Genomic DNA, 9770 nt, shown 5'->3' with positions numbered 1-9770 from the left:
GGCATCGCCGGTGTGCGGCACGCGGCCGTCGCCGGGCGCGGCGCTGCGTTCGGATGCGGCAGCCCTGGCGGCGTCGAAGCCGGTGCCCGGCACCGTGGTGCTGGCACTGGTCAGCAGGGCGCTCAGCGGGGCCTGGTCGGCGATCAGCTTGGAGTGGTTCGCATGGCCCACGCCTTCATGGGCGGCCAGCTTCACCGTGGCGTGGGTGCCGGCGGCCTGGCTGAAGGTCTTGCCCAGGGTCTGCACCTGCTTGAGCAGCGCCACCGGTTGGGCGACCTCGCCGGCCGGGCCGCTGGTCCGGCCGTAGCTGCTCAGCCACAGCCCCGAGGTGGCGCGCACCGCGCCCCACGCGTCGGTACGCAGCTCGAAGCCTTCGCCACGGAAGCTGCCACGGTAGTTGTCGGCCTGGTGGATCAGATGGCCCAGGCTCAGCTGCGTGGCCGCCTGCGTGGTGGCTAGCTGCACCCGCAGTTGCTGGTCGCTGTCGTCGAACACCAGCCGGTTATGCCCGCTACCGCCCCACTCCTTGGATTGCACGCCCCACAGCGCAGTGGCGTTGCGGTGCGCCGCCTCCCCGCCGCCGGCACCGTGCCACGCCGGGGCGTGGCCGCCGGACAGGTTCGCCTGCGCGCAGGCGCGCCCATCGCGCGCCTGCGCGTAGGCCTGCGTGTCGGCCTCGGCTAACTGACCGCCCGGCGTGGCCGGCGTGCCCGCTTCGCCCTTGCCGTTGTACAGCGCCCCCAGCACCACCGGGCGGTCGATGTCCCCTTCCAGAAACCCCACCAGCACTTCCTGGCCCACGCGCGGCAGGAACTGGCTGCCCACGCCAGGGCCGGCGTAGCGCTGCGCCACCCGCAGCCACGTGCTATCCGGCGCCGCCGCGTCCTGCTGGAAGTGGAACGCAACCCGGATCCGGCCCAGCGCATCGGCATGCACCTCGTTGCCCTGCCCACTGCCCTGCTCGTTCACCCCCACCACCACCGCCGTCTGGTCGCCCGGCGCGGTCGGACGCGGGTTCAGCCGCGCCCCGGTGCCGTCGGCCAGCACCGGCCGCCACGGCTGCTGCCGGTCCACCGCCTCGAAGGCGTTGCCATAGCCCACCGCCTCGGCCTGGCGCCAGCTGCTGCGCTCGGCCACCGCGCTGGCCTCCGGCCACGCCGGCGGCTCGCCGAGCTGCGCCTGCACCGCCGCGCGCACAGCCACCGGCAGGCTGTTGATGCCCGCATGCCACAGCCGCGTCAGCAGCAGTTGCGACGGCGGCGCCTGGCCCGGCTGCGGCACCTGGGTCAGCGTGAACCAGCTGCCCGCGCGCAGCGTGCGCACCGTGCTGCGCCCCTGCCACGGCGACCACTGCGCCTCGTGCGCCTGCGCCATCAGCCCCGCATAGCGGTCCGCTTCCTGGCTGCTGGCAAAGGCGTACATCCCCACCGGCTCGTACACCTCGCGCAGCGACTGCCCCCCGCCGCCGTGCAGCGGCAGCTGCGCGCTGCTCGCCTGGCCGCTCTTGAAGTCCTCGCTCAGCACGGTCAGCCGCCCGCTGCCCAACCGGCGCGTGGCGCCGATCGCCAGCACGCTGTCGGCCGCCTCGGTGGCGTCGCTGCGGTGGTAGCGCAGCCCGCCGCCCTGCGCCGAGCTGGCGTCCTGCGGTTGCGCGCTGCTGTCGGCGAACACCACCAACTGGTGCCCGCCCGGCGCCTGGTCATCGTGCTGCAGCCGCCAGCCCAGCCCTTCCTCGGCCAACAAGCGCTGCACGAAGGCCAGGTCGCTCTCCCGGTACTGCACGCAGTAGCTACGCGCACGTGCCTGGGCCAGAAACGCACTCACCTCTTCGCTCCACTGCCAGCTCGCCTGCGGCGCGTAGCCGGCGAACACCGCCTCCACGATCTGCACCAGCGTGCGCTCCTGGAACACCCGGCTGTGACGGCCCTGACCCAGCCACCACGTCCACTGCACCAGGCCCACGCGATAACGCGCAAGCCCTCCGTCGCTGCCCAGTTCGTCCGCCTGGTGAACCAGGCCGCTGCGCGGGCTCTCCCCACCATCGGCCAGCCGGGTATACAGCGTGGCGCGACGCCCAAGCCACGTCTCCAGCGGTAAACCCGCCTGCGTGCTCAGCACGTCCACCCACCACACGAAACCCCCGCTCAGCCGTTCCTCGCCGCTCCAGCGCTCCACCACCACCTGAGCATCCCCGCCAGGCAGCTGCAATCGGTACAGGCGACCGCTGTCGGACAGCAAGGCCACCTGCGCAGTCAACGCACTCAGTGCTTCCATCACACTACCTCTGCCCCCGGGCCAGACCGCCCCGGGCAACATCGTTTCCTGCCCCTATGGGGCGAATTTAGCAAATGAACGCTGCGGCGGACATGGCGGTCCGCTGTCGCTGCGGACCGTCGGACAGCAACCATCAGCTCGGCGCTACGCGGGCAACCCTGGCGGCTCGGACGACGTGCCGGCGTTGTCGCGGCTGTTCTTCTGCACCGCCATCGCCGCGAACAGGCTCAACGCATAGGCCATGGCGTAGACGCCTTTTTCGCTCAGGGTCAGCGTCGCGTTGAACAGACCGACGCCCAGCAGCAGCGCCACCCACGACGCCCCGACGAAGGCCTCGGACGGCTTGTTGGCAATACTCGTTCGCATGATCAGTCTCCTTGGAAAAATGAATAAGTCCGCTTCCATGGCGCGCTTGCGCAGGCTGCATTGCCGGCATATCCAATTCGAAAATGCTCCATGGCGTCCATCTGGCGGCGCTGCGGGATTTCCCCTGGCACACGGCAGCGCAACGTTACCGGACGCGACAAACAATAGACCAGGATTGCAGCGTGGTCCACGAGTGGATGCCGGCCGGAGGATCTTCGGCAGCAGGGTCGGCGCCGGCTGGAGGCCCGACAGGCCCAACCCCTAAGCCCGTTCTTGCGCGCACGGTGTCGTGTCATTGATCGAGTTCTCTTGCTCCCTCTCTGCCTGCCCCATGCACGGGCAAGAGGGGCGCGAGCTGCTCAGGGATGGATGCGGCCCGAAGGTTTTTCAGAAAAATCTGACCCGCCGCCGCACCCTAGGCACGCTAGAATTCGCAACGCCCCTCAACGAAGAGAACTGCCATGCTGGATCTGGATGTCCTTCTGGCGCCGATTTCCGACCATCAGTCGGCGGGCGAGGACCTGTCTTTCTCCATCGAGTTCGATCGGATCCAGGAAGCCAGGCGCTCGGACGATCCGACCCTGGACCAGGGCGAGTGGCAGACCGATATCAAGTACGCGGACTGGTCCAGCGTCGCCCGCCAGTGCGGCGATCTGCTGCACACGCGCACCAAGGATCTGCGCCTGGCCGGCTGGCTGACCGAGGCGACTACCCAGATCGACGGATTCTCAGGGCTGGCGCTGGGTTACCGACTGATCGCCGGGCTGTGCGACCGGTACTGGGACGAGGTGCACCCCCTGGTCGTCGACGGCGACCACGAGGAGCGCATCGGCAACCTGAGCTGGCTGCTGACCAATTCGCTGCAGTGGTTGCGTGCGGTGCCGATTGCCTCGGGACCGCAAGGCCGTTTCGGTCTCAACGATTTCGAGGCCGCGCATACACGCAGCGCCAATCCGGGATCCGGCGACGAAGAAGGCCAGCCCAGCCTGGACCTGCTCGAGGCCGCACGGCGCGATACGCCTCACGATTTCTACCGGCAGTTGGTCGAGGCGCTACTCAATTGCGCCGAAGCGCTGCAGTCGCTGCAGGCGGCGGTGGACGAGCGCCTGGGCATCGACGGACCCAGCTTCAGCGCGTTGCGCGAGCAGGTGGAACATCTGCAGCGCACCGTGGCGCGGTTCGCCCGCGATGCCGGGCTGCTGCTGGATGGCGAGGCCGATGCTGTCCACCACGAAATGGCGGACATCGGGTTCGACTCGGCCGCGAACAAGGACGCGGCGCCGCCGGCACCCTCGGCGCTACGCGGGCCGGGCGGCGCACCGACCACCCGCAAGGAGGCGCTGGCGCAGCTGCGCCAGGTCGCCGAATTCTTCCGGCGTACCGAGCCGCACAGCCCCGTCGCCTATCTGGCGGGAAAAGCCGCGCGCTGGGGCGAGATGCCGCTGCACGTGTGGCTGAAGCGGGTGATCAAGGACGACAGCGTGCTCAACCAGATGGAAGAGATGCTCGACGTCAACCAGAACCTAGACCAGTAGGTACGAAACCCGCGCCGTCCCCGCGCGCAGCGGGGGCGCTCGCCCGGGCGACTACTGGATCTTGAACTGGATCCGCCGGTTGCGCGCGCGTCCGTCAGGGCTGGCATTATCGGCCACCGGTTCGTCGGGACCCTTGCCCTGCACGTTCATGCGGCCGCCGTCGATGCCCTTCTGCACCATGTAGTCCTTCACCGCCTGCGCGCGCGCCTGGCTCAGCGCGAGGTTGCTCTCGCGTTGGCCGAGGTTGTCGGTGTGGCCGATGATCAGGAAGCGCGCGCCGCTCATCTGCGACATCTTTTCCACCATCTCGTCGAGGATGCGCATGCCCAACGGCGTCAGCCGCGAGCTGCCGCTCTGGAATTCGATGATGCGGTTGCCCAGGGTCTGGTCCAGCACGCCCTGTTCCGAGCCGCCGAGCTTGAGGCTGTTGGTCACCGTATAGGAGGTGTTGCTGGCCAGGCTCAGGTCGCTGGCGACCTGTTGCCGCTGCGCTTCGTTGACCACCTGCCCGCTGATCCGCACCGCCTGGCCGTTGACCTCGAGCTTGCCGGCCGACACGCGCTTGAGTCCAGGCGACACCATGTTGGCGACGTACTCGCCCCAGTTCGGCGGCGACGGAATCGATTCGACCTGCACCCGGTCGACGATGCGGGCACTGCCGTAGATGTCCTGCAGGTTCTTCAGGATGCGGGCCTTGGTGGCCTGATCCGGCACCACGCCCTCCACGACCACCGGGCGTTCGCCGGCACCGCTCGTGGCAGCCGTGGCGGCAGGCGCGGCGACCTGTGCAGACGCGGCGAACACGGTTATCAGGCCACTCAGGGCGAGGGCTTTGGCACTCAGGTGTGGCATGTTCATGTCCCCAGGAAAGTCTCGCCGAACAACGTGCGGGCCGTCTTCAATGCTAGGTCGTCCCGATCCAGATAGCTGGCTAGCTTGTTGAGGTTGTAATCGCTGTGCAGGTAGTCCTCGACCAAGTCGGCATCCTGCACGCGAATCAGGAAATCGCCGGCCTCGCGCGGATCCAGCGCTGCGCGCAGCGCCTGGTGGTCGGCGCCGTTGAAGCCGATCAGCATGCGCGGTGCGGCATCGTTGCGGATCAGCACCGCCAGCTCGAAATCGCCGCGTGCGACGAAGCAGGCAACGATGTCCAGCCAGAACGCGGCCAGCAGCGGCCGGTACAGCGTGTCCTGCACCAGCGGAAACTCCAGCGCCTTGTCCACCGATACGTTGCCGCCAGCGAGGATCGGCTGCAGCAGCAGGCCCAGTGCCGGCAGCACCTTCTTCAACGACACCTCGGGATGGCATGCCGCGCGCAGCAGGGCCTCGATCGAGCCGACCGTCTGGATATCGAGGAAGTCGTTGAAGGTGGCGTTGTACGCCGACGCGTCGGTGCTCAGCGTGTAGCGGGTGTCGGCGAGCGCGGTGAGCGCCGGACCGGCGTCGTCCGCGACCATCGCCTGCTTGGCCATCCGCGACAGCCCGGACCAGACCTTGGACATCGCCAGCGGACTGCGGGCGATGAAAGACAGGGGCTCGCTGGCCTCCAGACGGACCGCCGAGAGCAATGGGAAGCGGCGCTGCGACGCATCGCGACTGGGCTGGAAATGCCCGCACAGCACCATCTTGCTGCGCGAGCCGAGGAACGCGTAGTGGATGTCGGGCGCTTCGTCGTAGAGCCGCTTCCAGTCCGGGTTCTGGCTCAGCAGATCCACGCTCAGGCCCGCCCAGCGGTCGAGCCAGCCGAGCAGTTGATGGTTGTCGGCCGCGCGCACGAAATCGCCGCGGGAAGGTACCTTGCCGAAGTAGGAGACGCCTACACTGACTTCGCGACTCATTGGCCACCTTCTTGTGCGGGCGCACCCGCCGGAACCGAACTTGGCGGCGCAGCGGCACCCGCGGTTGTCGGGCTACCGGCCACCGTCGCCGGAAGTTGCAGGCCACGCTGCCAGTCGCCGCCGCCGGTAGCCTTGCCGGCGCGCTGCACGACGCGCATCTGCAGGCTGATCGACACGCCCTGGTCGCTCCAGGTGAGACGGGTGATGCCGTCCTCCAGGCTTTCCTGGGTGGCTTCCTTGATCAAGCGGGTGAGGCCATTCTCGCCAGGCGCATTGAACACCTCGACGCTGCGCCCGTCGCTGGTGACCGCGGTGATCTTGGCACCGGGCACCGCACCGACGTTGGGCCACTGCATGGTCATCCACTGCGGCGGGGTGTTGCGGTAGCGCAGCGTCTGGCCATAGATGTCGATGGTGTATTCGATCGCTCCCACCGCCGGCGTCGGCAGGAGCTCGAAGATGTTGACGTCATTGGCCACCGCGCCGGACTGGCCGCTGACCCAGTTGCCGTAGTTGGCCACCAGTTCGCTGGACAAGACGATGCCGATGCCCGCCCAACGCCGCGATTCGAGCAGGTTGCCGCGCTGGATCACCAAGGTGCCGAGCGCGTCCTTGTTGAACGCGGCGATCGCGCCGCTGGCGCCGAAGATCGCGGCCACGTCGCCGGGGGCTGCATCCACGTCCGTGTTGAGGTTGAACGGATAGCGCTGGCCGATGCCGTTACGGAACGGTTCGTAGACCTGCGCCGCCCACACCCGGTTGATCTCGCCCTCGGTCGGCGGCACCAGCGCGGCGAAGGTCTGGGTCAACGGACGCAGCAACAGCGGACGCATCGCGTCGCGCTGGGTGTCGTCCAGCCCGGTCAACATCTGCTCGTCCACCAGGGTCAACGCGGCGCTGAGTTCGGAGCCTTCATTGCTGAAGGTGTCCTGCATCAGCTTGCGCGCGCCGACGCCGACCTGGCCCTGGTTCTTGATCGCATTCATGCGCGTGCGCAACTTGACCAACTTGTCGAAGTAGGCATCGATGACCGCCGGCTCGTCCTTGCGCTTGGTCATCAGCCGCGCCAGGCCCTCGAAGGTCTTGCCGATCGGGCCGACCGGCTGCTGCTCAGCCTTGCCGGCGTCGGCCGGATCGCGGCGCAGGATCACCCGCTGGAACCAGGCGACGACCCCGCCGGATGCCTTCTTGGACAAGGCGTCGGCCATCGGGTTGTCCCAGATGGTCTGCTCGTTGATCTTTTCCAGCAGCTTGCGCAACGGCGAGTTGGCCGGATCGCCGATGCGGTTCATCCGCGACAGCGCCTGGTCGAAGCCCTGGAACGGCGCCACACTGACGCCCTGGATGAATTTGCCCCACTCCTTCGCGTATTCCTGCTTGTACGCCGTCACCAGCTCGCGCGCGATATGCTCCGGGCTGCCGGCCAGCGACAGGTCGCTCTGCTCGCTCGTGTCCAGGACCCAGTCGGTGGTGCTGAGCTGCGTGTTGGCCGCTTCCTTGATCGCGTCCTTGACGTATTGGTCCCATGCCTCGCGCGAGAACGCGCCGGAAATGGCGTAGCTACCGGCGATCACGCCGCTGTTGGTTTCCTCGCCGATCAGCGCGTTGACCGTCACCGTGGGGAAGCGCGCCGCCGCGCGCGCCTTGATCTGCGCGAACACGCGTTGCATCGCCGGCTGCCCCTTCATCACCCGGGTCAGCGCCTCGCGGCTGTCATTGACCAGGGTGACCTTGGTCTGCACCTGCGGCCACTGCGGATCTTCGGCCTGGGCGACGTAGAACGTCATCAGCTTCTCGGCGGCGCGGGTCATCTCCTCGCGGGTCATCTGGCCGCGATTGCCGTCCAGCCAGCCGCGCCAGAACAGGGTCAGTTGCTGCGCCAGGTGTGCGCTCTCCACATGCTTGCGGTTGCCCAGCATCAGGTAGGTCTTCAGCGCGTTGTAGGCGTCGTTGGTATCGGTCGGCGATGCGTCCTGATACAGCACGCTTTCCTGCTGCACGGCCTGCTGCGGGCCGGCCGACTTGCCGAGCCTGTCGCGCTCGCTGACCACTTGCCCCAGGAACGACTCCAGGCTGGCGGTGGTCGGCGCGAGCATCACCTGGCGCATGCCGTTGTAGTACTCGGCCAGCAGCTTCTTGCGGATGTGGTCGCCCTGGTACAGGCCCAGCCCGGTGGTGATGCCGCCCTTTTGCTTGTAGCGGTCCAACTGTTCGAGCCGATCCTGCAACAGCATCAGCGCGTCGATGCGCGATTGCAGGTCGACCCGGTTGGCCTGCACGCGCACGGCCTGGTCCAGATCCTTGGTGGCATTGGTCACCAGTTGCACGTTGGTGGTGTACGACCAGGTCCACAGGCCCAGCGCCAACGCCAGCACGGAGACGCCACCGAGGAATACGCCATAGCGCAGGCGGTTCTGGTGCGGGCTGGCGTACTGCCGGACGAGTTGTTTGTCGGCGAAGATGACCTTGCGGAACAGGTCTTTCAGAAAGTACGCGGTCTGCCCCGACGGCTCCGCTTCGCCGGTCTGAGCACGCGCCTGCAGCGCGAACTGGCGACTCACCCGTTCGGAGGCGTGGTGCACGGAGTTGCCTTCCTGCAACGCGCTGGTGAAGTAGAAGCCGCGGAACACCGGCTTGAACTGATAGGGGTTCTCTTCGAACAGCGTGGCGATGAAGGTGCGCAGCGCCGGCTTAATGCCGACGAACTCCAGCGGCAGGGTCAGCAGGCCGGCCGACACCTGACGTCCACGCTGCATCGCCATGTGCGCCAGGCTCATTTCCTTGACGCCTTCGGCCAGTTCGTCAAAGTGGTTGTCGAACGCGGCCAGCGCATCGGTATTGGCGGTCGGATCGTAGGGCAGGGTCGCGCCCCACACATTCTCGCGCTCGGACGGATCCAGATTGTGGAAGAACTCGGAGAAGCCGGCGATCAGGTCGGCCTTGGTGAACAGCACGTACACCGGCGCGAACACTTCCAGACGCTCGGTGATTTCCTGCACGCGCTGGCGCAGGTTCTTGGCCAGCTCGATCGCGAACTCGGGCTTGCTGCCAGACAGTTCGGCGATGCTGGCGGCGATGATGACGCCGTTGATCGGCGCGCGCGGCCGGTGCTTCTTCAAAAGGGCGAGGAAGGTGAGCCATTCCAGACGGTCTTCGACGCTGACCGAATACCGGCCGGCGGTATCGAGCACGATGCCGGTCGTGGTGAAGTACCAATCGCAATTGCGAGTGCCGCCGATGCCCTGGATCACGTTGCCGCGATTGTCCTCGAACGGGAACTGCAAACCGGAATTGAGGATCGCGGTGCTCTTGCCGGCCGCCGGATTGCCGATGATCACGTACCACGGCAGTTCGTACAGCGCCGCCTTGCCCTTGAGCACGCCGAGGCGCGAGGACTTGATCGCCTTGACCGCCTCGAACATGCGCGAGCGCAGCGCTTCGGTGTCGGCGCGGGTGGCCGGTTGCGCGGCCGCGACCGCGCGATCGGCTTCGCCTTGCACCATCGCATCCAGGCTGCGCGCGGCGCGGCGCGACATGATCCGGCGCACGATCCACACCAGCAGCCATATGAACAGGCAGACCGCCAGCGCGACCGCCACCCACAGACCGATTTCGCGCAAGCCCTCGGCGCCGAAGTAGGCGACTGCGCCGGCTGCGAGCAAGCCGAGAACCATCCAGAGACTGAGGTTTCCCCACGTTTTCCCGAGATAGATCAGCTGGTTGCACCCGGATCGTGTAGAAACAAGTGCGCGCATGG

5 protein-coding genes and 1 pseudogene are annotated in these 9770 nt (G+C 67.4%); 1 reads left to right on the top strand and 5 read right to left on the bottom strand.

Features of this window, described 5'->3' with window-relative positions; translation table 11 throughout:
* Together XpopCFBP1817_RS17485 and XpopCFBP1817_RS17480 are read right to left on the bottom strand one after the other, a co-directional pair.
* A partial coding sequence (locus XpopCFBP1817_RS17485) for a type VI secretion system Vgr family protein (protein WP_146090194.1) occupies positions 1-2274 on the bottom strand: 2274 nt, incomplete at its 3' end.
* 144 nt (positions 2275-2418) lie between these two features.
* Positions 2419-2604 (bottom strand): annotated as a pseudogene (locus XpopCFBP1817_RS17480) (YiaA/YiaB family inner membrane protein); the annotation flags it as partial.
* 497 nt (positions 2605-3101) lie between these two features.
* On the opposite strand from XpopCFBP1817_RS17480, the gene tssA reads away from it, so the two are divergent.
* Positions 3102-4175, top strand: coding sequence for a type VI secretion system protein TssA (gene tssA / locus XpopCFBP1817_RS17475; RefSeq protein WP_128418092.1), 1074 nt, complete (start codon positions 3102-3104; stop codon positions 4173-4175).
* Positions 4176-4226: 51 nt separating this feature from the next.
* Here the strand turns inward: tssA and XpopCFBP1817_RS17470 are convergent, their stop codons facing one another.
* The 3 genes from XpopCFBP1817_RS17470 to tssM are packed head-to-tail and all read right to left on the bottom strand — an operon-like array spanning position 4227 to position 9687.
* Positions 4227-5033 carry an OmpA family protein gene (locus XpopCFBP1817_RS17470; RefSeq protein WP_128418091.1) on the bottom strand — a complete coding sequence of 269 codons (807 nt, stop codon included), beginning with the start codon at positions 5031-5033 and terminating at the stop codon, positions 4227-4229.
* On the bottom strand, positions 5030-6013 hold the full coding sequence (gene tagF, locus XpopCFBP1817_RS17465; protein ID WP_128418090.1) for a type VI secretion system-associated protein TagF: 984 nt from the start codon (positions 6011-6013) through the stop codon (positions 5030-5032). The genes XpopCFBP1817_RS17470 and tagF overlap by 4 nt, the downstream gene beginning before the upstream one ends.
* Complete coding sequence (gene tssM, locus XpopCFBP1817_RS17460) at positions 6010-9687, bottom strand: type VI secretion system membrane subunit TssM (protein WP_128418089.1); 3678 nt, start codon at positions 9685-9687, stop codon at positions 6010-6012. Before tssM ends, tagF begins: the two co-directional genes overlap by 4 nt.
* Positions 9688-9770: the final 83 nt, after the last annotated feature.

Source organism: Xanthomonas populi (genome assembly GCF_002940065.1).
Lineage (GTDB): Bacteria > Pseudomonadota > Gammaproteobacteria > Xanthomonadales > Xanthomonadaceae > Xanthomonas > Xanthomonas populi.
Note: the sequence above shows the minus strand (reverse complement) of the source record. Positions and strands in the feature narration are given on the sequence as shown.